This window comes from Deinococcus grandis, from assembly GCF_001485435.1.
In the GTDB taxonomy this organism is placed as follows: Bacteria; Deinococcota; Deinococci; order Deinococcales; family Deinococcaceae; genus Deinococcus; species Deinococcus grandis.
This window is the reverse complement of the sequence record NZ_BCMS01000001.1, coordinates 476,130-499,404: the sequence shown is the minus strand read 5'-3', so window position 1 is coordinate 499,404 and position 23,275 is coordinate 476,130. Positions and strand designations below refer to the sequence as shown.

Annotated in this window: 21 protein-coding genes; 13 read left to right on the top strand and 8 right to left on the bottom strand. The window is 70.4% G+C overall.

Going from position 1 to position 23,275, the window contains the following annotated elements; genetic code table 11:
• Positions 1–82 precede the first annotated feature (82 nt).
• The 6 genes from DEIGR_RS02460 (at position 83) to DEIGR_RS02435 (ending at position 5,213) form a co-directional block, all read left to right on the top strand.
• Positions 83–565 (top strand): EVE domain-containing protein, encoded by a 483-nt coding sequence (locus tag DEIGR_RS02460; RefSeq protein WP_058974983.1) that lies wholly within the window; start codon positions 83–85, stop codon positions 563–565.
• A 543-nt stretch (positions 566–1,108) separates the two neighbouring features.
• A complete protein-coding gene (locus tag DEIGR_RS02455) occupies positions 1,109–1,729 on the top strand; it encodes a 1-acyl-sn-glycerol-3-phosphate acyltransferase (protein WP_058974981.1) in 621 nt (206 codons plus the stop codon).
• Positions 1,730–1,819: 90 nt separating this feature from the next.
• Positions 1,820–3,046: a serine hydroxymethyltransferase gene (glyA, locus tag DEIGR_RS02450; RefSeq protein WP_058974979.1), complete on the top strand. Its 1,227-nt coding sequence runs from the start codon at positions 1,820–1,822 to the stop codon at positions 3,044–3,046.
• A 99-nt stretch (positions 3,047–3,145) separates the two neighbouring features.
• Complete coding sequence (locus DEIGR_RS02445) at positions 3,146–4,195, top strand: HD-GYP domain-containing protein (RefSeq protein ID WP_058974977.1); 1,050 nt, start codon at positions 3,146–3,148, stop codon at positions 4,193–4,195.
• A gap of 60 nt (positions 4,196–4,255) precedes the next feature.
• Positions 4,256–4,675, top strand: a complete 420-nt coding sequence (locus DEIGR_RS02440) for a YybH family protein (protein WP_058974976.1) — start codon at positions 4,256–4,258, stop codon at positions 4,673–4,675.
• 22 nt (positions 4,676–4,697) lie between these two features.
• The gene (locus DEIGR_RS02435; protein ID WP_058974974.1) at positions 4,698–5,213 is read left to right on the top strand and encodes a hypothetical protein; all 516 of its coding nucleotides are present in this window, start codon (positions 4,698–4,700) and stop codon (positions 5,211–5,213) included.
• A gap of 65 nt (positions 5,214–5,278) precedes the next feature.
• On the opposite strand, the gene DEIGR_RS02430 is transcribed toward DEIGR_RS02435, so the two are convergent.
• The 3 genes from DEIGR_RS02430 to DEIGR_RS02420 all read right to left on the bottom strand — a co-directional run bounded on the left by DEIGR_RS02430 (position 5,279) and on the right by DEIGR_RS02420 (position 12,935).
• The gene (locus DEIGR_RS02430; RefSeq protein ID WP_058974972.1) at positions 5,279–6,742 is read right to left on the bottom strand and encodes a glutamate synthase subunit beta; all 1,464 of its coding nucleotides are present in this window, start codon (positions 6,740–6,742) and stop codon (positions 5,279–5,281) included.
• Between the two features lie 192 nt (positions 6,743–6,934).
• A complete protein-coding gene (locus DEIGR_RS02425) occupies positions 6,935–11,743 on the bottom strand; it encodes a glutamate synthase-related protein (RefSeq protein ID WP_058974970.1) in 4,809 nt (1,602 codons plus the stop codon).
• 328 nt (positions 11,744–12,071) lie between these two features.
• On the bottom strand, positions 12,072–12,935 hold the full coding sequence (locus DEIGR_RS02420) for a metallophosphoesterase (protein ID WP_058974968.1): 864 nt from the start codon (positions 12,933–12,935) through the stop codon (positions 12,072–12,074).
• Positions 12,936–13,006: 71 nt separating this feature from the next.
• Between DEIGR_RS02420 and DEIGR_RS02415 the strand changes: the two genes are divergently transcribed.
• Both DEIGR_RS02415 and DEIGR_RS02410 read left to right on the top strand, forming a co-directional pair.
• Positions 13,007–13,294: a hypothetical protein gene (locus DEIGR_RS02415; protein ID WP_058974966.1), complete on the top strand. Its 288-nt coding sequence runs from the start codon at positions 13,007–13,009 to the stop codon at positions 13,292–13,294.
• Positions 13,291–14,100 carry a metallophosphoesterase gene (locus DEIGR_RS02410; RefSeq protein WP_058974963.1) on the top strand — a complete coding sequence of 270 codons (810 nt, stop codon included), beginning with the start codon at positions 13,291–13,293 and terminating at the stop codon, positions 14,098–14,100. Before DEIGR_RS02415 ends, DEIGR_RS02410 begins: the two co-directional genes overlap by 4 nt.
• 297 nt (positions 14,101–14,397) lie before the next feature.
• On the opposite strand, the gene DEIGR_RS02405 is transcribed toward DEIGR_RS02410, so the two are convergent.
• Positions 14,398–15,603: a M24 family metallopeptidase gene (locus DEIGR_RS02405; RefSeq protein ID WP_058974961.1), complete on the bottom strand. Its 1,206-nt coding sequence runs from the start codon at positions 15,601–15,603 to the stop codon at positions 14,398–14,400.
• Between the two features lie 28 nt (positions 15,604–15,631).
• Here DEIGR_RS02405 and DEIGR_RS21040 point away from each other — a divergent pair, with 28 nt between their 5' ends.
• From DEIGR_RS21040 to DEIGR_RS02390, 3 genes are read left to right on the top strand one after another with little or no spacing between them, the layout of a single operon-like run.
• On the top strand, positions 15,632–16,756 hold the full coding sequence (locus DEIGR_RS21040; protein WP_058974959.1) for a hypothetical protein: 1,125 nt from the start codon (positions 15,632–15,634) through the stop codon (positions 16,754–16,756).
• A gap of 32 nt (positions 16,757–16,788) precedes the next feature.
• The gene (locus tag DEIGR_RS02395) at positions 16,789–18,654 is read left to right on the top strand and encodes a chorismate-binding protein (RefSeq protein ID WP_058978496.1); all 1,866 of its coding nucleotides are present in this window, start codon (positions 16,789–16,791) and stop codon (positions 18,652–18,654) included.
• Complete coding sequence (locus DEIGR_RS02390) at positions 18,651–19,364, top strand: aminotransferase class IV (protein ID WP_236704635.1); 714 nt, start codon at positions 18,651–18,653, stop codon at positions 19,362–19,364. Before DEIGR_RS02395 ends, DEIGR_RS02390 begins: the two co-directional genes overlap by 4 nt.
• Before the next feature lie 88 nt (positions 19,365–19,452).
• Here the strand turns inward: DEIGR_RS02390 and DEIGR_RS21035 are convergent, their stop codons facing one another.
• From DEIGR_RS21035 to DEIGR_RS02375, 4 genes are read right to left on the bottom strand one after another with little or no spacing between them, the layout of a single operon-like run.
• Positions 19,453–19,605, bottom strand: a complete 153-nt coding sequence (locus tag DEIGR_RS21035; protein ID WP_169796844.1) for a hypothetical protein — start codon at positions 19,603–19,605, stop codon at positions 19,453–19,455.
• Between the two features lie 56 nt (positions 19,606–19,661).
• Complete coding sequence (locus DEIGR_RS02385; RefSeq protein ID WP_058974957.1) at positions 19,662–20,156, bottom strand: hypothetical protein; 495 nt, start codon at positions 20,154–20,156, stop codon at positions 19,662–19,664.
• Positions 20,153–20,425, bottom strand: a complete 273-nt coding sequence (locus tag DEIGR_RS02380) for a helix-turn-helix transcriptional regulator (protein WP_058974955.1) — start codon at positions 20,423–20,425, stop codon at positions 20,153–20,155. Before DEIGR_RS02380 ends, DEIGR_RS02385 begins: the two co-directional genes overlap by 4 nt.
• Before the next feature lie 32 nt (positions 20,426–20,457).
• Positions 20,458–20,922 carry a GNAT family N-acetyltransferase gene (locus DEIGR_RS02375; protein ID WP_058974953.1) on the bottom strand — a complete coding sequence of 155 codons (465 nt, stop codon included), beginning with the start codon at positions 20,920–20,922 and terminating at the stop codon, positions 20,458–20,460.
• Between the two features lie 74 nt (positions 20,923–20,996).
• Between DEIGR_RS02375 and DEIGR_RS02370 the strand changes: the two genes are divergently transcribed.
• Positions 20,997–21,629 (top strand): hypothetical protein, encoded by a 633-nt coding sequence (locus DEIGR_RS02370; RefSeq protein ID WP_058974951.1) that lies wholly within the window; start codon positions 20,997–20,999, stop codon positions 21,627–21,629.
• A gap of 96 nt (positions 21,630–21,725) precedes the next feature.
• Positions 21,726–23,261, top strand: a complete 1,536-nt coding sequence (locus tag DEIGR_RS02365; RefSeq protein ID WP_058974949.1) for a phytoene desaturase family protein — start codon at positions 21,726–21,728, stop codon at positions 23,259–23,261.
• Positions 23,262–23,275: the final 14 nt, after the last annotated feature.

Genomic DNA, 23,275 nt, shown 5'->3' with positions numbered 1-23,275 from the left:
GCCGTCAGTCTAGGGCGCCCCGCACGCGGGGACGGTGGCAGAGGGAACCGAACAGGCCGGGTGATGCCCTAGGCTGGGCGTCATGCGTTTCTGGCTGTTGAAATCGGAGCCCGACGTGTTCGGCTTCGCGGATCTGGTGCGGGTGGGGCGGGAGCCGTGGAATGGCGTGCGGAACTATCAGGCGCGGAATGTCCTGCGCGAGATGCGCGAGGGGGACCTGTGTCTCTTCTACCACTCGAACGCGAAGCCGGTGGGCGTGGCGGGCGTGGCGCGGGTGTGCCGCGCGGCGTACGCGGATGACCTGCAGTTCGACCCCGGGAGCAGGTATTTCGATCCGAAGTCCACGGTGGAGGCGCCGCGCTGGAGCATGGTGGACGTGGAGCCGCTGATCGCGTTTCCGCAGGTAGTGTCGCTGGAGGCGCTGCGGGGGCTGCCGGAATGGGACGGCTCGGCCCTGACGCGCAAGGGCTCGCGCCTGAGCGTGCTGCCCGTGGAGGCCGGGGCGTTCTGGGCGACGCTGGACGCGGCGGGCCTGAGCCTGGAGGAGGTGGCGGGCCTGGGTTGACAGGGTGTGATACGGATTCCGTTTGTTTCGTTAACAGATCGGAACACCACCGATCTGTCAACTCCACGTCCGAAACTCGCTTCTCTCCTGCTCGCTCCGCTCGGGTTGAAAGATTTTGCAAACCTTTCAACCGGAGTCCGTATGAGTCTGGCGGGGGTGGGGTTTTGACAGGATTCCTGGGTGGTGGGTATGGTGGTGAGGTTCGACACAACCCACCTGTCTTCATATGATCTTGAGATGTTTTTCATGGCCGCTCTACCGGCTGTGACCTTAACGTCAGATAAAGAAAAGGAGAATCCACCTATGGAACTACTTCTGGCTGGTCTGGTCATCGTGGTATCCCTGCTCCTCGCGGCGTGGCAGGAGCGTCCCGGCAGAGTGCGCCGTCACCGCCGCTGAGCGTGGCCGCCCTGGCCACCCCGGCGCCGCCCGTCGCTCCACCGGGACAAGATGCTGGGCTGTCCCCTGCGGCACGGGACGGTTTTTCTGGACCGCGTTCAAACCCACGGGCAGGACCATGACACCCCGCTACGCTGCACGGTGATGTCTGCTCTCTGGCCCGGTCGCCGTCCCACCCTGTTCTCCCGTCTGGCACTGACCGCCATGCGCCTGGTGGGCTGGCGGCCCGTGCTCGCCCCGCCGCCCGGACCAAAGTTCGTCGGTGCCGTCGCCCCCCACACGCACAACGCGGATTTCTGGCCGGGGCTGTTCTTCATGTGGTCCACCCGCTCCCCCGTGCGGTTCGTGGCGAAACACCAGCTGTTCACGTTCCCGCTGGGCCTGTTCATGCGCGCGGTGGGGGGCCTGCCGGTGGACCGCCGCCGCGCCGGGGGGAACTTCGTGGACGGCGTGGTCACCCTGATCGACCGTGAACCGGAGATCATGCTGGTCGTCGCGCCCGAAGGCACCCGCAGCCGCGGGGAGTACTGGCGAACCGGGTTCTACTACATGGCGCTGGAGGCAGGCGTGCCCATCGGCGTGACCGTCCTGGACTGGGGCCGCAAGCAGGTGGGCGTGATCGGGTACGTGACCCCCACCGGGGATATCGAGGCGGACTTCGCCCTGATCCGCGAGATGCTCCGGGACGTGCGCGGCCACACCCCTGCGAACGAGACCCCGGCGGTGCCGCGCCCCGCGTCGGCGGGCGGCCCCAGTAAGAGCTGAGCACCGACGCCGGGACGTCACCTGCCCCGTCGTCTGACCTGCAAAGACACGCCCCCTGTCCGCGGGGTGGGGGGGTGTTACCGTGAGGTCATGACCAGCACCGCCGAACCCACCACCGCCCGTGACACGGCCCTGTTTGACCTGATCGCCCAGGAGGCCGAGCGGCAGCGCCTCGGCCTGGAACTGATTGCTTCCGAGAACTTCACGTCGGCGGCGGTGCGCGAGGCGCAGGGCAGCATCGTGACGAACAAGTACGCCGAGGGCTACCCCGGCAAGCGCTGGTACGGCGGCTGCGAGGTCGTCGACCGTATCGAGCAGCTGGCCATCGACCGCGTCCGGGAACTGTTCGGCGCGGCCTGGGCGAACGTGCAGCCGCACTCGGGCAGCAGCGCGAACCTCGCGGTGTACAACGCACTGATCGAGCCGGGCTCCGTGGTGCTGGGCATGGACCTCAGCCACGGCGGACACCTGACGCACGGGAATCCCGTGAACTTCTCCGGGCTGCGCTACCGGATCGTCAGTTACAAGGTGAACCCCGACACCGAACTGATCGACATGGAGGAAGTCCGCCGGCTGGCGCACGAGCACCAGCCGAAGATGATCATCGCGGGGGCCAGCGCCTACAGCCGCACCATCGACTTCAAGGCGTTCCGCGAGATCGCCGACGAGGTGGGCGCGATCCTGTTCGCGGACGTGGCGCACATAGCGGGCCTGATCGCGGGCGGCGTGCACCCGAACGCGCTGCCGCACGCGCACGTGGTCGCCAGCACCACCCACAAGACCCTGCGCGGGCCGCGCGGCGGGATCATCCTGTCCAACGACCCGGAACTGGGCGCCAAGATCGACCGGGCCGTGTTCCCCGGCTACCAGGGCGGGCCGCTGGAGCACGTGATCGCCGCGAAGGCCGTCGCGTTCGGCGAGTGCCTGACCGACGAGTTCAGGGCGTACGCCGCGCAGATCATCCGCAACGCGCAGGCGCTGGCGAAAGCCTTCCAGGACAAGGGCTACCGCGTGGTGTCCGGCGGGACCGACAACCACCTGTTCGTGCTCGACCTGCGCCCCCAGGGCCTGAACGGCACCAAGGCCACGCGCCTGCTCGACGCGAACCACATCACGATCAGCAAGAGCACCCTGCCGTACGACACCGAGAAGATCCTGCACGGCGGCGGCATCCGCATCGGCACGCCCGCCGTCACCACGCGCGGCATGACGGAAGCCGACATGCTGACCGTCGCGGACCTGATCGACCGCGCCCTGAAAGGCGAGGACGTCAAGGCCGAGGTCCACTCCTTCGCGGGCGGCTTCCCGATTCCCTGAACCGGGTTCACGCAGTGGGGGCGCATGGGGGGTGCAGCGGCACTCCCCTCACCCTTTTATGTGAACTTTTACACGCCCGCGTGCGATAGTGAAGGTCCGATGGACACCGGCCCGCTCCCCAGTGATCTCACCCTGCACCTGACGCAGGTGGGCCTCACGGCCAGCAGCCTGCCCGGCGCGCTGAACCCGGTCCTCCAGACCATCACGGGCCACACCAGCGCCAGCGCCGCCGCGTACTACCAGCGCCGCGACCACCCCGCCTCCAGCCGCGCCGTCCTGACCACCGAACCCAGCTACCCCGCGCGGATCAGCCGCGGCCCCGCCCCGCTGCCCACCCTCCCGCCGGACCTGCTGCGCCGCCTGACGCACGAACCGGACCTGCTGAACCTGCCCGCCACCGCGCACCACCCCGCGCTGCTGGCCGCGCCCATCCGCGAGCGGGGCGGCGAGCTGCTGGGCGCCCTGCTCATGACCCGGCCCGACAGCGGCCCGTGGCGCCCCGGGGACTGCCACCTGCTGCGCACCCTGGCCGGGCTGGTCACGCTGGTCGCCGCGCGCCTGCACGCCGAGGAACGCGAACGCGACGCGCACGAACACGCCCTGCGCGCCCTGAGTCTCGCGCTGGAAGCCCGCGACCACGACCTGCGCGGCCACACCGACCGCGTCACGCAACTCGCCACGCTGGTCGGGCAGGCCATGCACCTCGCGCCCGACGCGCTGGGCGCCCTGCGCTGGGGCGCGTACCTGCACGACATCGGCAAACTGACCCTCCCAGACGACGTCCTGCACCACCCCGGGCCACTCACGCCCGCCATGCGCGAACGCATGCGCCAGCACGTCGACGAGGGCCTGAACCTCGCCCGGCAGCTGCCGTTCCTGCCGCCCGAGGCGCTGGACGTCATCGCCGCGCACCACGAACGCTGGGACGGCAGCGGCTACCCGCGCGGCCGCAGCGGCACCGCCATTCCCCTGACCGCCCGGATCTTCGCCGCGTGCGACGTGTTCGACGCCCTGACCAGCCCCCGCGCGTACAAGGCCGCCTGGACGCCCGGCGACGCCCTGCACTTCGTGCAGCAGGGCAGCGGCACGCACTTCGACCCACAGGTCGTGCAGGCCCTCACGCAGGTCCTCGGGCACCACGCCGCGTAAGCAGAAAACATAGTCAGGATAGCCTATTCCGCCCACACACAATCAGTGGTACGGTAGTCCATGCCACCCGAACACCTCCTCCAGGCCTACGCCGACGCCGTCCACGCCCGCGACGCCGAGGCCCTGCTCGCCCTGTACCACCCCCACGTCACCGTGTACGACATGTGGGAACACTGGCAGTACGACGGCCAGCAGCAGTGGCGCGGCATGATCGAGAGCTGGTTCGCCAGCCTGGGCGACGAACGGGTGCAGGTCACCTTCGACGACATCCGCACCCACGTCACACCCGACATGGCCCTCGTGCACGCCTTCGTCACCTACGCGGGCCTCAGCGCCAGCGGCGAACGCCTGCGCACCATGAACAACCGCATCACCCTCACCCTGACCCGCAGTGGCGACGGCTGGCTGATCCTCCACGAACACAGCAGCGCCCCCGCCGAATTCAGCAGCGGCAAGGTCAACCTCCACCGACCAGCCTGATCAGGCCACCTACACTGCAGTCGTGAATCGCCTTGAGCTGAACGATCCCCGCTGGGCCGAACTGCACGGTGGATACCGCACACCAGAACACTTCACGGAACTGCTGCGGGACCTGTCCGGCGCGCCGACACCTGAACTCTGGGACGCCCTGCACCACCAGGGTGACGTTGATCTGGGTTCCTACGCCAGCCTCCCGTATCTGCTGGACGCGGCGGAGAATGCCGAGCCGGAGGACCGTACCGATTGGATTCTCCTGAGCGCACTGATCCTGGCCCTGCGACACACGGAGCGGAATCCGGAGCCTCCCACATGGCTGAGCGAACAACTCGCCGAAAGTGAAACCCGTCTCCTCCCCCTCGCCCTGAGTGCGCTGACGGTCACAGACGACTTGGATGAGGACACGCTGGCTGGGCTGCTTGGGGCCGTGGCCGTCGCGCGGGGTCAGGCACCGTTGGGGCGGGTCTTTCTGGACTGGCAACCCGAGGGGATCTGCGAGGCCTGCGGAGAGACGGTGACGGTCGCCGGATACGACGCCTGAAGCCCCCGCAAGAGAAGGCCGCGCCTCTCCCCTGCCTGGGGCGGCGCGGCCTTCTGGTCTTGTTTTCAGCGGGGCAGCACCGAGGTGCCCATGAGGTGCTGGTCGATGGCGCGGGCGGCCTGGCGGCCCTCGCGGATGGCCCACACGACGAGGCTCTGGCCGCGGCGCATGTCCCCGGCGGCAAAGACGCCCTGCACGTTGGTGTGGTAGCCGCCCTCGTCGGTGTGGGCGTGGGCGTTGCCGCGCGCGTCCTTCTGAATGCCGAAGGCGTCGATGACGCTGCCGACGGGGCTGACGAAGCCCATGGCGAGCAGGACGAGGTCGGCCTTGTGGATTTCCTCGCTGCCGGGGATTTCGGTCAGCTGTCCGTCCTTGAATTCCATGCGGACGGTCTTGACGCCCGTGACCTTGCCGCCCTTGCCGATGAATTCCTTGGTGGCGATGGCGAATTCACGCACGGCGCCTTCCTCGTGGCTGGTGCTGGTGCGGAGTTTCATGGGCCAGTAGGGCCACACGAGGGGTTTGTTCTCCTGTTCGGGCGGCTGGGGCATCACCTCGAACTGGGTCACGCTGGCGGCGCCGTGGCGGTTGCTGGTGCCGACGCAGTCGCTGCCGGTGTCGCCCCCGCCGATCACGATGACGTGCTTGCCGTCGGCGCGCAGCTGCTTCTTGAGTTTGTCGCCGGCGTTCACGCGGTTCTGCTGCGGCAGGAACTCCATGGCGAAGTGAATGCCGTCCAGGTCGCGTCCGGGAGCGGGCAGGTCGCGGGGCTGCTCGGCGCCGCCCGCGAGGAGCACGGCGTCGAATTCGGCTTTCAGTTCGTCGGGCGTGACGGTCTGCTTGCTGAGGTTCGTGACCCGGCTGGCGTCGGGCCACGCACCCACCAGCACGCCGGTGCGGAAGGTGACGCCCTCGGCCTGCATCTGTTCGACGCGGCGGTCGATGTGGTGCTTGTCCATCTTGAAGTCGGGGATGCCGTAGCGCATCAGGCCACCCACACGGTCGTTCTTCTCGAACACGTTCACGTCGTGCCCGGCGCGGGCGAGCTGCTGCGCGGCGGCCAGTCCGGCGGGGCCGGAGCCGATCACGGCGACTTTCTTCCCGGTCTTCACGGCGGGGGGTTGCGGCGTGACCCAGCCTTCCTGCCAGCCGCGTTCGATGATGCTCAGCTCGATGCTCTTGATGCCGACCGCGTCGCCGTTGATGTTCAGGGTGCAGGCGGCCTCGCAGGGCGCGGGGCAGATGCGGCCCGTGAACTCGGGGAAGTTGTTCGTGGAGTGCAGGGTGTCCAGCGCGCTGCGCCAGTCGTCCTGGTACACGAGGTTGTTGAAGTCCGGGATGATGTTCCCGACGGGGCAGCCGTTGTTGCAGAACGGAATGCCGCAGTCCATGCAGCGGGTCGCCTGGAGGCGGGCGGCGTCGGGCGCCAGGGGGAGCAGGAACTCGTGGTAGTGCTTGAGGCGCGCGTCGACCGGGGCGTACTGGTCCTTGATGCGCGGCTGGTCGAGGAAGCCGGTGATCTTGCTCATGCGTGCTCCGGTGGTGGGCAGCGCCCGCCGCCTGGGTTGGGCGGGCGCTGGGAGGGGGCTTCGACGGAACTCATCCGATTCCACACCATGTCAGAAGGGCGCTGCCATGCTGTTCCATCTCCTGAGTCCCGTCCAGACTCGTACTCGCATCCGCTCGGCTCCGTTCAGCACGGCACTGAACGGAGCGGAGTGTTACTTGGTCAGCGTGCCCTGCGCCGCCACGGGGTTGCCGGGCTGCGCGGTCTGCATGCTGGTGGTGTCGGCGGCCTGGACCGTTCCGGCCTGGGCGCGTTCGCGCAGGGCGCGCTGGTACTCCTTCGGGAAGACCTTGACGAAGCGTTTCAGGGTGTTGTCCCAGTCGTCGAGCAGTTCGCTGGCGCGCTGCGAGCCGGTCCACTTGTGGTGGCTTTCCAGCAGGCGGCGCAGGTGCGCCTCGTCGCTCTGGCCCAGGTGCAGGGCGCCGCCCGTCTGGGCGAGCTGCTGGTCCTCGGGCAGCAGGGGGTGCAGGTCCACCATGCTGGTGTTGCAGCGCTTCTCGAAGCTGCCGTCCACGTCGTACACGTACGCGACGCCGCCGCTCATGCCCGCCGCGAAGTTGCGGCCGGTCTGGCCGAGCACGACGACGGTGCCGCCGGTCATGTACTCGCAGCCGTGGTCGCCGGTGCCTTCCACGACGGCCTCGGCGCCGCTGAGGCGCACGGCGAAGCGTTCGCCCGCCACGCCCCGGAAGAAGGCCTCGCCGCTGGTCGCGCCGTACAGGACGGTGTTCCCGACGATGATGTTCTCCTCGGCCCGGCCGCGGAATTCGATGCTGGGGCGCACGGCCACGCGGCCGCCGGAGAGGCCCTTGCCAGTGTAGTCGTTCGCGTCGCCGATCAGGTACAGGGTCAGGCCGGGGGCGAGGAACGCGCCGAAACTCTGCCCGCCGGTGCCTTCCATCTGGATGAACACGGTGTTGTCCGGCAGCCCCTCGGGGCGCACGCGGGTCAGTTCGCCGGACAGCATCGCGCCGACGGTGCGGTTGACGTTGCGGACGTCCTGCAGGAAGTGCACCTTCTCGCCCTTCTCGAAGGCGGGGCGGCACTTCTCGATCAGCTGCAGGTCGAGCGCGCCGCTCAGGCCGTGGTCCTGGGTGTGGAGGTGGCGCACGCCGACTTCCCCGGGCACCTCGGGGCGGTAGAAGACGCGGCTGAAGTCCAGGCCCTGCGCCTTCCAGTGCTCGATGCCCTTTTTCGTGTCGAGCAGGTCGGCGCGGCCGATCAGGTCGTCGAAGGAGCGGATACCCAGGCTGGCCATGATGGCGCGGACTTCCTCGGCGATGAAGAAGAAGAAGTTGATGACGTGCTCGGGTTTGCCCTGGAAGCGGGCGCGCAGCACCGGGTCCTGCGTGGCGACCCCCACGGGGCAGGTGTTCAGGTGGCACTTGCGCATCATGATGCAGCCCTGCGCGACAAGCGGCGCGGTGGCGAAACCGAACTCGTCGGCGCCGAGCAGCGCGGCGATCACGACGTCACGGCCGGTCTTGAGCTGCCCGTCGGTCTGCACGCGCACGCGGTCGCGCAGGCGGTTCAGGACGAGGGTCTGCTGCGTCTCCGCGAGGCCCAGTTCCCACGGGCTACCGGCGTGCTTGATGGAACTCCAGGGGCTGGCCCCGGTGCCGCCGTCGTGTCCGGCGATCACGATGTGGTCCGCCTTGGCCTTCGCGACCCCGGCGGCGATGGTGCCGACGCCGACCTCGGAGACGAGTTTCACGCTGATGTCCGCGCGGGGGTTGACGTTCTTCAGGTCGTGGATGAGCTGCGCGAGGTCCTCGATGGAGTAGATGTCGTGGTGCGGGGGCGGGCTGATCAGGCCCACGCCGGGGACACTGTGGCGCAGGAAGCCGATGTACTCGCTGACCTTCCCGCCGGGCAGCTGGCCGCCCTCGCCGGGCTTGGCGCCCTGGGCCATCTTGATCTGGATCTGGTCGGCGCTCGTCAGGTAGTTCGTGGTGACGCCGAAGCGGCCCGAGGCGACCTGCTTGATCTTGCTGCGCAGGGAGTCGCCGGGTTCCAGCGGGTAGTCCACTTCAACCCTGCTCTCGCCGAGGATGCTGGCGAGGGTGTGGCCCTCCCCGAGGGTCTCGCCGCGCATCTCGCGTTCGTAGCGGGCGGGGTCTTCCCCACCCTCGCCGGTGTTGCTCTTGCCGCCGATGCGGTTCATGGCGACGGCCAGGGTGGTGTGCGCCTCGGTGCTGATCGAGCCGAGGCTCATGGCGCCCGTGGCGAAGCGCTTGACGATCTCGCTGGCGCTTTCCACCTCGTCCAGCGGGACGGGGGTCACGCCGTCGGTCTTGAATTCGAACAGGCCGCGCAGGGTCATGTGCCGCCTGCTCTGGTCGTTGATGATCCGGGCGTACTCCTCATAGGTGGCGTAGTTGCCGCTGCGCACCGAGTGCTGCAGTTTGGCGATCGAGTCCGGCGTCCACATGTGCTCCTCGCCGCGCACGCGCCAGGCGTACTCGCCGCCCGCGTCGAGGTTCTGGGCCAGCACGGGATCATCGCTGAACGCGCCACGGTGGTTGCGCAGGGCTTCTTCCGCCACCTCGAAGATGCCGATCCCGCCGACCTGGGTGGGCGTGCCATAGAAATACTTCTGCACGAAGTCGGTCTTCAGGCCGACCGCCTCGAACAGCTGCGCGCCGCAGTAGCTCATGTACGTGCTGACGCCCATCTTCGACATGATCTTGCTCAGGCCCTTGCCGATCGCCTTGATGTAGTTGTAGATGGCCTTGTGCGCGTCGATGCCGGCCAGGGCGGGCATGCCGGGCACGTCGGTGTGCAGGTTGATCAGCGTTTCCAGCGCGAGGTACGGGTGGATGGCCTCGGCGCCGTACCCGGCGAGCGCGGCGAAGTGGTGGACCTCGCGGGCGTCGCCGGTCTCGACGACCAGACCGACCTTCATGCGCAGCCCCGCCTTCACGAGGTGGTGGTGGATGCTGCTCAGGGCCAGCAGGCTGGGAATCGCGACGCGTTCGCGGTCCACGCGGCGGTCACTGATGACGATGATGTTGTGGCCGCTCTCGATGGCGTCCACCGCCCAGGCGTTGATGGTCGCCAGTTTGGCTTCCACGCCGCGCGCACCCCACTCGGCGGGGTAGGTGATGTCGAGGTCGTACGCCTTGAACTTCCCGCGGGTGTGTTCCTCGATGTTGCGCACGCGGGCCATGTCGTCGAAGTCCAGGATGGGCTGCTCGACTTCCAGGCGCAGCTGCGGGTTCACGGCGTTGATGTCCAGCAGGTTCGGGCGCGGCCCCACGAACGACACGAGGCTCATGACGACCGACTCGCGGATCGGGTCGATGGGCGGGTTCGTGACCTGCGCGAACAGCTGCCGGAAGTAGTTGAACAGCGGCTTGTTCTTGCCGGACAGCACGGCCAGCGGGCTGTCGTTGCCCATGCTGCCGATGCCTTCCTCGCCGGTCAGGGCCATGGGGCCCATCAGGAACTTCAGGTCCTCCTGGGTGTACCCGAAGGCCTGCTGGCGGTCCAGCAGCGACTCGCGGAACTGCCCGACGGTGCCGGTCTCCTCGCTGTCGTCCAGGCGGAAGCGGGTGTTCTCCACCCACTGCGCGTAGGGCTTGGCGGACGCGAACTGGTTCTTCAGTTCGTCGTCCTCGATGATGCGGCCCTGCTCGAAGTCGATCAGGAACATCCGGCCGGGTTGCAGGCGCCACTTCTTGACGATCTTGCTCTCGGGGACGGGCAGCACGCCGGATTCGCTGGCCAGGATGACCAGGTCGTTGCGGGTCTGCACGTAGCGGGCGGGGCGCAGGCCGTTGCGGTCCAGGGTCGCGCCGACCTGACGGCCGTCGGTGAAGACCATCGCGGCCGGGCCGTCCCAGGGTTCCATCATGCTGGCGTGGTACTCGTAGAACGCGCGGCGGCGGGGGTCGAGGTGCTCGTTCTGCTCCCAGGCCTCGGGGATCATCATCATGGCGGCGTGCGCCATGGGGTACCCGGCCAGCGTCAGGAGTTCCAGGGCGTTGTCGAAGGTGGCGGTGTCGCTCTCGCCCTCGAAGGAGATCGGGTAGAGCTTCTTCAGGTCGTCGCCCAGCACGGGCGAGGCCATGATGCCCTCGCGGGCGCGCATCCAGTTGAAGTTCCCCTTGACGGTGTTGATCTCGCCGTTGTGCGCGACCATGCGGTAGGGGTGCGCCAGCGGCCACTCGGGGAAGGTGTTCGTGGAAAAACGCTGGTGGACCAGGGCCAGGGCGGACACGACGCGGTCGTCCTGCAGGTCGAGGTAGTACTCGCCGACCTGCGTGGCGAGCAGCAGGCCCTTGTAGATGACCGTGCGGCAGGACATGCTGGGCACGTAGTACTCGGCGCCGTGCGTGAAGTTCAGCGCGCGGATGGCGTTGCTGGCCCGGCGGCGGATGACGTACAGCTTGCGTTCCAGCGCGTCCGGGACCAGCGTGTCGGGCCCGGCGCCGATGAACACCTGCCGGATGACGGGTTCCTTCTCGCGCACGGCGGGGCTCATGGGCATCTCGCGGTTGACGGGCACGTCGCGCCAGCCGATCACGACCTGACCCTCGGCGACGATGGCGCGTTCGAGTTCCTGCTCGCAGGCGCGGCGGGAGGCGATCTCCTTGGGCAGGAAGATCATGCCGACGCCGTAATCGCCGGGCGGGGGCAGGGTCACGCCCTGCTGCGCGAACTCGGCGCGGTAGAACTCGTCGGGAATCTGGATCAGGATGCCCGCGCCGTCGCCCATCAGGGGGTCGGCGCCGACCGCGCCGCGGTGGTCGAGGTTCTCGAGGATCTTCAGGCCCTGCTGGACGATCGCGTGGTTCTTGCGGCCCTTGATGTGGGCGACGAAGCCCACGCCGCAGGCGTCGTGCTCGGCGGCGCTGTACAGGCCCTGCTCACGGGCGAGTTTGAGTTCCGCGCCGCTCGCGGGGGTTCCAGGGGTGTGCGGCGCCTCAGCCGGCGTCACCCGGTTGTCTGTTCTGTTCATGTTGACGCTCCCATCTCGCTCGTGACTCGCATCCGCCTGCGGGGTGCAGGCTGCTGAGATCACGATACAGACGGACGCATGTCTATGCAGGGTCGTTGTTTATAACGGGTCCAAAGGTGGCCCGCATCATTTTCCGACCAAAGTGCATGATTTGAGCGAAAACCGGCAACAAATGACAGCTGTTCATGTCATCTGCGCAATGGGCTCGCGTCACCGGGCGGCCGCAGTCACTCACCCGCGCAGTGCGCTCCGCTCTGTATCAATCATCTGGAAGCGCTGCCATACACAAAATACGGCGCCCCGCAAGCCCCCATCCCACCCTGCGCGGTCAGGCGGGCGACAGCTGGAACAGCGCGATCTCCGGTTCACACAGGTTCCGGACGGGCAGGCCACTCAGGCCCAGGCCCCGACTCACGTACGCAGGGGTGTCATGGGCGCCCGTGACCCAGCCCATCGCGTACCGCTGCCCGAAGGCACTGGGAACCTGTAACGCACCGACCACCGGCAACCTCACCTGTCCGCCGTGCGTGTGCCCGCACAGCACCAGTCCCGCCGGACGCGGCAGCGCAGGCAGCAGATCCGGGTTGTGCGTGACGAGCAGCGTCGCCCGCGCGCCCGCGCCCGCCAGCGCCGCCGTCACGTCCGGCTGCCCGAACCACAGGTCGTCCGTACCGCCCACCCACAGGTCGGCGCGCAGGGACCGACCCTCATCGCGCAGGACCGTCACGCCCGCGCCTGCCAGCTGCCCCGCGAAGCGTTCGCGGCGCGCCGCCCAGTCCGCCCGGACCGGGCCGTAATGACGGCTGGCGTACCGTCCGAAACTCCCGTAGTCGTGGTTGCCCCACACCGAGAACGTCCCCAGCGGCGCCCGCAGCCGCGCCAGCTGCCGCAGCAGCCCGGGCGGCACGTCGTTCAGCCGAGCGTCGAGCAGATCGCCCCCGAGCAGGACCACGTCCGCGCGCAGGTCGTTCGCGGCGTCCACCCACGCCGCCACGCTGCCGTCCCCGATGAACAGCCCGTGGTGCAGGTCCGTCAGGAACGCGGCGCGCAGCGGCGAGCGCAACCCCGGTAGGGCGCGGGCGTGGCGGGTCACCCCGAAGCGGTATCCCTGCGCCACGCCCACCCCGCCGCCCAGCGCCAGGGCGCCGCCCCCGCCGAGCAGGGACCGCAGGACCGCGCGCCTCGTGACCATGAAGCGCACCCTACACCGGCGGCCCCAGCACGGGTCGTCCGCCGGAAGGTGCAGGCGCTAGACTGCCCCGCATGAACGTGCCGCCTGAACTGCTGGTCATCGACGTGCTCGACGAGGACGCGGGCCTCGCTGACGTGGAGGACAGCCGCGGCCGCACCTACCAGCTGCCCGCCGAATGGCTCCCGGACGCCAGCGACGGCGCCGGGTACCGCGTCACTCTTGAAGGCGGCCACGTGACGTTCACGCCCGACGGGAGCGCCGCCGCGCAGCTGCGCGAACGCAGCAAGCAGACCCTGCTGGACTTCAGCGATGAACACGACGGCGAGCACGACGGCGACACCCCGGAGGACCGCGCTTGACCCGGCAGGTGCTGATCATCCCGGACCTGCATGGCCGACCCGACCTGCTGCGCGCCGCGCTGCACCAGTACCCGGACGCCCACTACCTGTCCCTGGGCGACGCGATCGACCGCGGGCCGCGCTCCATGCCGGTCGTGGAGACCCTGATGGACCTGCACCGCGCCGGGCGCGCCACGCTCCTGATGGGCAACCACGAACGCATGATGCAGGAGGGCGTGAAGTACTACCGCCAGTACCTCGGCACGCACGACCTCGGGGACTACCGCCGCGCCATGGAGGGCTTCCAGTGGTGGATGCGCGCCGGGGGCGAGACGGTCCGCGCCGAGCTGGGCAGCCTCACCCTGGAGAAGTTCCCGCCGCTGCTGGAGGAGTACCTGGGTGTCCTGCGGCGCGTCGTGTACGTCACCGCCGACGGCGAGATCCACGACCACCCGCCCAGCCACCCCAGCGTGCTCGTGTCGCACGCCGCGCCGCCCGTCAAGCACCCGCAGCACCCCAACCCGCTGTCGGCGGCGCTGTGGCTGCGGCCCTTCGAGGGGCCCTTCCCGCTGCCCGAGGGCGTCACGTACTCGGTGCACGGGCACACGCCCGTCCCGATCCCCTGCCGCCTGGGCCGCCACCTGTACCTGGACCTGGGCGCGTACGACACGGGACGGCTGGCGATCGCCGAGGTGAACGTGCACGGCCTGCCGACCGTGACAGTGCTGTGCGGGCGCGGTGATCCCACGCGGGGCCGCAAGTACGCCCGCTTCGGCGAGCCGGTCCCGGTCCGCCCGGTGGACCTGCCCGGCGCGCCCCCCCGGTAAGCGCCCCAGGTCAGCGCCGCCCCGGTCTGCGCGGGCTGTCGTCAACGGTGCGGACACTGTTCAAACGCCAGAGGGGACAGGCACGGAAAACGTCGTCCATGACGCCATGCCTGCCCACCCCCTCCCGGCCACCCCCATCAAGGGGGAGGAGTCAACACGGCGTGTTCATCGCTGGTCCGCCCTGAAGGGATGAACCTCTCCGCCCCACCCTCATACGCCCCTCCTCTGCCGCGCAGCTCTACGAGTCGCATCCGCTCGGACCCGGCGGCTTTATAAGCCATCCAATCGGTATCGGTATCAGCCCAGGGGCTTCAAGTCGTCCTGCCGGTCGGACAGCCACTGCGGCTGCCCGTCACGCACCACGACGTCCTCCTCCAGTCCGATGAAGCCGTGGCCGGGCACCATGACGCCCAGTTCCAGGGTGTACACCTCGTCCGCGCGGACGGGTCCCTCGACGGTCTGCCCGTAGCGGGGCCAGCGGGGGCCCAGCAGGGTGCCGCCGTCGTGCGTGGCGCGGCCCAGGCCGTGACCCAGCGCGTGCTGGTACTCGGGGTACCCGGCGGCGACCAGCGCGGCGCGCGCGGCGGCGTCCACGGCGTGACCGGGCGTGCCGGGGCGCAGGGCGTCCGCCCCCGCCTGGATGGCGTTCCAGCAGGCGCGGAAGGCGGCCTGCACCTCCCTGGGCACCGGGGTGCCGTCGGGCAGGCGGTACACCCGCTGGATGTCCGAGCAGTACCCGTGGTTCAGGCGCACGCCGTAGTCGATGTGCAGCAGCGATCCGGGGCGCAGGGCGTGGTCGCCGGGCGGCGCGTGCGAGGGGCGGCTGTCCGGGCCGATGTGCACGTTCGGGCAGGCGTCCCAGCCCCAGGAGGGCTCGGCGCCGTCGCGGCGGCACAGGCCGTGCAGGAACGCCGCGACGTCCCGTTCCGTCCAGCCGGGGCGGGCGGCGGCGGCCATCTCGCGCAGGTGCGCCTCGGCCAGGTCGACCGCCTCCCGGATCGCGGCGTGCTCCTCGGGCGTCTTGACGGACCGGAGCTGGCCCAGCAACGGCGCGGCGCTGTCCCACTCCAGATCGGGCAGGTCCGCGCCAGTCAGGTCTGGGCCGGGTTCCAGCCAGCCGCGCACCCGGCGTTCCAGGCCCGACGTCAGGCCGTCGCACAGCGGGTCGTCCTCGCTGATGTTCAGCAGCACCCGCCGCGCGGCCAGGCGCGTCACCTCGGCCCGCAGCAGGGCGCGCAGGTCGGCGTCGTAGCCGTGCACGGTCCAGCCGGGCGGCACGGCGTCCGCGTCGAAGCGGCCCACGATCGCCACCGCCTCGCTGCGGGTCAGCAGGAAGAGGCTGTCCCAGGTGACGTCCACGCCCGCCACGAGCGTCAGGGCCGGTTCCGGGCGCACGCCGGACTCGCGCGCGGCGATCAGCCAGACCTCGCCGTCCCGGAGCAGGGCCTGCGCCTGCCGCCGCTTGCCGTCCTGAAGGGCGTTCACTGCCGTGTTGGGGGCCATGCGCCAGGATACCGGTAGCATGGGCGGCATGCCGGTTCTGTTCGTGCATGGCGTGGCCGTCCGCGAGGAGGGCGACCTGGGCTGGGAGGACCTGCACCGCGCGACGCAGGGCGTGGACTGGCCCGGCGTGCAGCGCCTGCTGCGCGAGCACGTCGCCCCCACACTGAACCCGGACGCGCCGGACGCGGTGCACGTCGAGCGGGTGTACTGGGGGGACCTGGGCGCGCACTTCACGCAGGGTGGGCAGTTCCGCGCGGCGCGCGAGCGCGAGGTCGCCCCGGAACCCGACCCGCTGGCGCTGGACGGGGACGCGCTGGGCGAGGCGCTGGAACGCCGCCTGCGCGCCGCGCATCCAGTCGCGGAGTGGCCGGGCGTGATCCGCGTGGCGTGGGGCGTGGCGCGCGACGCGCGGGTGCGGGCGCTGCTGGCGGACCTGCCGCCCGCCGAACGCTGGGGCCTGCTGGACGCGGCGGCGCAGGCGCGCCTGCCGGGCCGGACGCGGCGGCTGGAACCGCACCTGCCGCCCGGCCTGATGCGGGCGCGGCGGCGGAACGTGAAGCGCGCCATGCGCGAGGTGCGCCGCCCGCTGGAGGCGTTCGTGCCGCTGTTCATGGGGGACGTCTTGGCGTACCTGAACGGGCGCGGCACGCCCGAGGCGCCCGGCGCGATTCCGCAGCGGGTCCTGGCCGGGCTGCGCGCGGCGCACGCGGCCCGCACCCACCCGCACGAGCCGCTGGTGGTCCTGACGCACTCGATGGGCGGGCAGCTGATCTTCGACGCGCTGCACGCGTTCCTGCCCGCCGATCCGGACGGCGCGGGGGTGCGGGTGGACTTCTGGTGCGCGTGCGCCAGTCAGGTGGGCGCGTTCCACGAACTGGGCTTCACGCTGGGCGGCCCGACCCCCGACCCTCACGCGGGGGGACGGCTGGGGTACTTCTGGAACGTGTGGGCGTACACGGACCTGCTGAGTTTCCGCGCGCAGGGCATCGCGCCCGGCGCGCACGACACGGCCTTCCCGCTGTCCGGGCTGGTCCGGTCGGATCATCTGGCGTACCTGCAACAGCCGGACTTCTACCGCACCCTGGCGGCGAAGGTCGCGGTGCACGCGGGGCCGCGTGAGCCCTCAGACACCCCGCTAGAATCCGGCGCGTGAACGCGAGCCCGACCTCCTCCCCTGCCCTGCCCATGCTCAGTCCGGCGGAGGTGCTGCGGCGGGTGCGCGCGGCGGGCCTGCCGGGCGCAGTGCTGCTGGAATCGCTGGGTCCGGTCGTGGCGTACGGCGCGCAGTCGTTCCTGAGTGCCGCGCCGGTGCGGGTCACGCCCGACCTGCCGGACCGGCCCGCGGGCGGCGCGGTGTTCCCGGCGTGGCTGGGTGGCCTGAAGTACGAGGCGGCTCGGACCTTCGGGCTGGCCGCTCACGCGCCCCGGGGCGAGGCGATGTGGTGGGGCGAGTACCCGTCGGGCCTCGTGTGGGACCGCGCGGCGGGCACCCTGAGCGTGGTGGGCGAGCCGCACCTGGACTGGGCGGCGCTGCTGGGAGCGCCGCTGCCGCCCGAGCCGACCCTGAGCGTGGGGGCGTTCGGCGCGGACGACGTGGACTACCCGGCGGGCGTGCGGGCCGTGCAGGAGCTGATCCGCGCGGGCGAGGTGTATCAGGTGAACCTCTCGCGCGGCGTGCGGGCGGCCGCGCAGGGGGACCCGCTGGCCGCGTACCTGCGCCTGCGCGACGTGAACCCCAGTCCGTTCATGGCCTTCGCGGACCTGGGGTCGGAGGTCGTGGTGTCGTGCAGTCCGGAACGGCTGGTCCGCTGGGCCGGGGACGACCTGAGCGCGCGGCCCATCGCCGGGACCCGCCGACGCGGCGACACGCCCGAGGAGGACGCGGCGTTCGAGGCGGAACTGCGCGCCAGTCCGAAGGAGGTCGCGGAGCACACCATGCTGGTGGACCTCGTGCGGCACGACCTGGGTCGCGTGGCCGCGCCGGGCAGCGTGACCGTGCCGGACCTGATGCTCGTCGAGCGGTACAGCCACGTGATGCACCTCGTGTCCGAGGTCCAGGCCCGCGCGCGCACTGGGGTGACGCTGCGGGACGTGCTGGCCGCCACCTTCCCCGGCGGGACGATCACCGGCGCCCCGAAGGAGCGCGTGATGGAGGTCACCCGCGACCTCGAACCCGGCCCGCGCGGCTGGTACACCGGCGGGCTGGGCATCGTCAGCGGGCCGCTGGTGGACGTGAACATCCTGATCCGCACCGCCGCGTTCACCCGCACGGAGGGCGGCTGGACGGTGGAGGTCCGCGCGGGCGGCGGCACCGTCATCGACGCCGACCCTGCCTGCGAGGCACAGGAAACCGTGCACAAGGCGCAGGCGCTCCTGAGCGTCCTGGCGGGCATGCCGGGCCGCCCCGCGCAGCCGCCGCAGCCCCCGGTGCCCGGCACGCCCTGGGCGCCACCGCCCGCCACGTCCCGCACGGGCGCGCGGGTGCTGCTGCTGGACAACCGCGACTCGTTCACGTGGAACCTCGCGCACGACCTGCTCGCGCTGGGGGCAAAGGTGGACGTGCGCGGCCAGCACGAGGGCCTCGAGGACCTGCTCGGCACGAACCCCGACGCCGTGCTCGTCGGCCCCGGCCCCGGCACGCCCGACACCAGCGGGGTCACGCTGGCCCTGACCCGCGCGTGCCTGGACCGGCGCATTCCGCTGCTGGGCGTGTGCCTGGGGCATCAGGCGCTCGGGCAGGTGCTCGGCGGGCGGGTGGAACGCGCCCAGCCCGTCCATGGCCGACCCGAGCACGCCCGGCACGACGGCACCGGCCTCTTCCGGAACGTGCCGCCGGACGCGCCGTTCGGGCGGTATCACTCGCTGGTCGTGCGCGGCCTGCCCCCCGAACTGGTCACCGCGACCAGCCGGGACGGCGAGGTCATGGCCCTGGCCGTCCCCGGCGTTCCCGCGTGGGGCGTGCAGTTCCACCCGGAGAGCGTCCTGAGTCCAGCCGGCCGCACCCTGCTGGGCAACTGGCTGCGCCTGAGCCAGGAGTGGCCGCAGCCGTGACCGAGTTGCCCAGCACTCTGAACGACCCAGCCTGGAACGACCCCGCGTGGCTGCACGGCGCGACCGCCTTCACCACCGTCCGCACCCGCCACGGGCAGCCGCTGCTGTGGGCCGCGCACATCGAGCGGCTGCGCGTCACCTGCGACTTCCTGGGCCTCCCCAATCCCGACCCCACCCCACCTACGCTGGACCCGCACCCCTGGGGGCTGCTGCGCGTCACCGTCACCGCCCACGGCACCCTGCACACCCACCGGCCCCTCACGCCCGGCCCCCGCCCCCAGTCGGGCGTCAGCGTGCGCGTCACCGACCTGCAGATCCACCCGCAACTCGGCGCGCACAAGACCGGGAACTACCTCCCATACCGCCTCGCCGCCACGCAGGCCCACCCGCACTTCGAAGGCTGGCTTCAGGACATAGGCGGGCACGTCGTGGACGGCAGCCGCACCTCCCCGCTGCTGGAGATCGGCGGGGACCTCGTCGTTCCCGAAGGCGGGCTGCCCTCCGTCACCCGCGCCGCGTACCTCACGGGCCGCCCGCACGACACGCGGCCCGTCCACACCCGCCAACTCGCCCACGTCACCCGCGCGTGGCTGTGCGGCAGCGGCACCGGCCTCGTCCCCATCCGCCGCATTGACGGCCACACCGACGACCTGCCCACCCACTGGCCCGCACCGGACGATCCCGTCCTCGGCTGGCCGGACGGGGACTGAAGGTCTAAGGGTCCGAAGGTCTAAGCGTCTAAGGGCTGTCCAGCACGCACGCCTCAGCCGCTCGGACCCTTGGACCCTCGACCTCAATTCAGGTCGGGCCGCCCACCTGGGGGCCCACGTACCCGGCGTCCTCACCGTCGCCGATGCCCTGCATGGCGCGGTTCAAGCGGTCCTGCCGGCGAGCGGCGACGAACATCACGGCGAGCAGCGGCACGAACACACCCAGCATCATCAGACCCATGACTGCCTCCTGCCCGCAGGGTACACCGGCCGCGTCAGGCTGGTGTGCGCAGATCGTCAGTCCTGTGGATCGGCATCTGGTTCCGTCCAGGCGAGGATCGCGGTCGGCAGGAAGGGCAGGGTGAGCAGGACCAGCAGCATGAATCCCTGGACGGCGTCGATGCGGTCATGCAGGGCGCTCGTGTTGATGCCGAACAGCACCACGAGTTCAGCGGCGATCAGCACGGTCAGAGCCAGGGCGCGGTACGCGGCGCTGTTCGCCTGCGCGACCCGCAGGACCTGCCGTTCGTCCAGGTCGCGCGTGTGGCCCTGTGGGAGGCCCAGGCGGGCCGGGAAGGCCAGGTGCAGGACACCGTACAGGGACGCCGCGGCAGCGAGCAGCAGGAGGATCAGCAGAGGGGCGCGCAGTTCGGGTGGGGTGGCGTCGAACGTGCCGATCAGGCGCAGCAGGAAGATGGTCCCGGCGGTGAGGAGTCCAGCGGCGTACACGATCACGATGTGGCGGCGGCGGGTCTGGGTGGGCAGCGGGCGGGGGGCGGTCAGGGCGTTCATGTGGGGCCTCCGTACACGGTCTCGCTGAGTGGCGTGAAGGGCGTGCGGCTGAAGATCGCCTCGATGGGCAGGCCGAAGTACTCGCTGAGGCGGAAGGCGAGGTCGAGGCTGGGGGCGTATTCGCCGCGTTCGAGATAGCCGATGGTCTGGTAGTTCACGTCGACCGCGGCGGCGAGATCCTGGCGGCTGAGGCCCCGTTCGGCGCGCAGGACGGGCAGGCGGTTGTGGAGGGGTGCGGGCGTGGGCCGCCGGTTCGTTTTGGCAACCATGCTGCGTATTGTTGTATTTCTACAACATTTTGTCAATATGCTCCTTCATCACCTGCCCGGCTGAGGATCACGCCCTGCAACTCGTCGAGTTCGTACCCGCAGGCCTCGTAGAACGCCCGCGCCTCCTCGCTGTCTGCCGCGACCCACACGCTGCCGATCCCGTGCCCCCGCATCTGGGCGTGCAGGGCGTCCACCAGGGCGCGGCCCACGCCCCGACGCCGCCAGGACCGGCGCACGCCGATCTCCTCGAACATCACGTCCAGCGGCTCGCCGTGACGGCGGCGGTGCACGTACGCCATCAGGAAGCCCACCGGATTGCCGCCTGCGTCCTCGGCGTGCCAGTGCCACACGCCCGGGTCACTCAGGTATGCCCGGGCGGCGTCCGGGGTCAGGGGTGGGCTGGGCGGTTCGTCCGTGAAGTCGGTCTCGTCCCGCGCGACCTGCGCCAGTGCAGGCCCGTCCTCAGGTCCGAGGCGGCGGATCGTGAATGAGGTCATGGGTCATCATGCACCCGCCGGGGGCGCGGGCACCTGAGGCAGCGCGGCGTGCAGGCGGCCCGTAGCGTGCGGGCATGACCTGGCCTGAAGACACCATCCGCCCGACCACCGCGCCCACGTCCCGCAAAGCCCCGAATCTGGCTGTGGGGTACCTGCTGAACGTGCTGCTGCCCGGCGCGGGGTTCACGTACATCGGGCTGGTGGGCTGGCACGTCGGGTGGGTCGGTATCCTGCTGGCGCTGAACCTGACGGGGGCGTTTCTGGTGGGCCTGACGACCGTTCCCGTGTTCGGGGTGCTGCCGCTGGTGGGCTTCGTTGCCCTGCTGGTGCACTTCGGGCAGGCGTACGCCCGGCGGGCCGCGCAGCAGTTCCGTCCGGATCTGGAGGCCGGGGTGAAGATCGGTCTGATCGCCGGTCACGCGGTCCTGAACGTCGCTGCGGTGGGTCTGCTGGCGGCGGTGCTGATGCCGGGCCTGCTGGAGGCGCGTGAGCGGGCCAGCGCGGCGGGTGAGCGGGCGGCGGCCATGTCGGCGTACACCATGGTAATCGCGGCGCAGTCGGGCGGCACGCTGCGTGACGGGCCGTGCCCGTTGGAGAACGTGAACTACCGCGACCGGATCGCGACCTGCACCGTGTCGGGTGCGGCGACGACCGATCCGCAGGTGACGGTGACCTTCACGAACGGGAGGACCGTGCAGCTGCCCTGAGCGTCCCTGCGGCGCGGTCCGTTCCCGGTGGGGGCGGGCCGCTTCTGCGTGCGGGGTGACGCTCCGGGAGCGGGGTGGCGTGCGAGACTGCGCGGGATGCCGGATTTCGACGTGATCGTGATGGGCGCAGGCCACAACGCGCTGGTGACCGCCGCGTACGCCGCGAAGGCGGGCCTACGGGTGGGCGTGTTCGAGCGGCGGCACATCGTCGGCGGGGCCGTGAGCACCGAGGAACTCGTGCCGGGGTACCGCTTCGATTACGGCGGGAGCGCACACATCCTGATCCGCATGACGCCCGTGGTGCGGGAACTGGAACTCACGCGGCACGGCCTGCACTACCTGGAGGTCGACCCGATGTTCCACGCGTCGGACGGGGAGACGCCGTGGTTCATCCACCGCGACGCGGGGCGCACCGCGCGGGAACTGGAAGCCCTGTTCCCCGGTCAGGGCGAGGCGTACACGAAATTTCTGGACGACTGGACGCCCTTTGCGCGCTCCGTGGCGGACCTGTTCAACTCCGCGCCAGGACCGCTGGACATGGGCAAGATGGTCGTCAGCAGCGGGAAGGGCAAGGACTGGATGGAGCAACTGCCCCGCATTCTGCGCCCGTACGGGGACGTGGCGCGGGAGTACTTCACCGAGGAGCGGGTGCGCGCCCCGCTGGTGTGGATGGCGGCGCAGAGCGGGCCGCCCCCCAGTGACCCGCTGAGTGCACCGTTCCTGCTGTGGCACCCCCTGTACCACGAGGGCGGCGTGGCGCGGCCCAAGGGCGGCAGCGGCGGCCTGACGAAAGCCCTGAAGCGCGCCATCGAATCCGACGGCGGGCAGGTGTTCGTGAACGCCCCCGTGAAGGACATTCTGGTGAAGGACGGCAAGGCGCAGGGCGTGCGACTGGCCAGCGGTGAGACGTACACCGCGCGGGCCGTCGTGTCCGGCACGCACGTCCTCACCACGGCGGGCGCGCTGCCCGACGAGTACGTCCCGCCCGCCGCGCGGCAGGTCCGGGTCGGGAACGGCTTCGGGATGATCCTCCGCCTCGCCCTGAGCGAGAAGGTCAAGTACCGGAACCACACCGAACCGGACAGCCGCGTCGGCCTGGGCCTGCTGATCAAAAACGAGGGGCAGCTCATGAAAGGCTACGGCGAGTACCTCGCGGGCGAACCCACCAGCGACCCGCCGCTGATCGCCATGAGCTTCAGCGCCGTGGACGACTCGCTGGCCCCTCCGGGCGGGGACGTGCTGTGGCTGTGGGCGCAGTACTACCCCTACGAACTGAGCAGCGGCTCCTGGGAAACCCGCACCGCCGAAGCCCGCGAGAACATCCTCAACGCCTTCGAACACTACGCGCCCGGCACCCGCGACACCATCGTCGGGGAACTCGTCCAGACGCCGCAGTGGCTGGAAACGAACCTCGGCCTGCACCGCGGGAACGTCATGCACCTCGAAATGAGCTTCGACCAGATGTTCTCCTTCCGCCCCTGGATGAAGGCCAGCCAGTACCGCTGGCCCGGCGTGCAGGGCCTCTACCTCACAGGTGCGAGCACCCACCCCGGCGGCGGCATCATGGGCGCCTCGGGCCGCAACGCCGCGCAGGTCCTCGTGAAAGACCTGACGCGCCGCCGCTGGCGGTGAGGCAGTTGATGGTT